Genomic DNA, 208 nt, shown 5'->3' on the forward strand with positions numbered 1-208 from the left:
ATAAGGTTGGCTTAACGAATCGGATTAGTAAAGCTTATCAACAGCTTGAACAGGAGTTTGAACGCGAGCCTACGCCACAAGAGTTGGCAGATCTCTTAGATATGCCTGTTGAAGAAGTCAGTGCTACTATGAGCGCAGGCTTTAGGCACATCAGTATGGATACCCCCCTTAGTGAAGGTGAGGAGGGAGGAACTTTGATGGAAGTACT

1 protein-coding gene is annotated in these 208 nt (G+C 46.2%); it reads left to right on the forward strand.

Translation table 11 applies throughout. The features are described 5' to 3' along the window. Positions 1-208: sigma-70 domain-containing protein (locus tag CWC18_RS20890; RefSeq protein ID WP_283957038.1), on the forward strand; the 208-nt coding region annotated here is incomplete at both ends.

The sequence above is a fragment of the Pseudoalteromonas aurantia genome (assembly GCF_005886875.1).
Classification (GTDB): domain Bacteria; phylum Pseudomonadota; class Gammaproteobacteria; order Enterobacterales; family Alteromonadaceae; genus Pseudoalteromonas; species Pseudoalteromonas aurantia_A.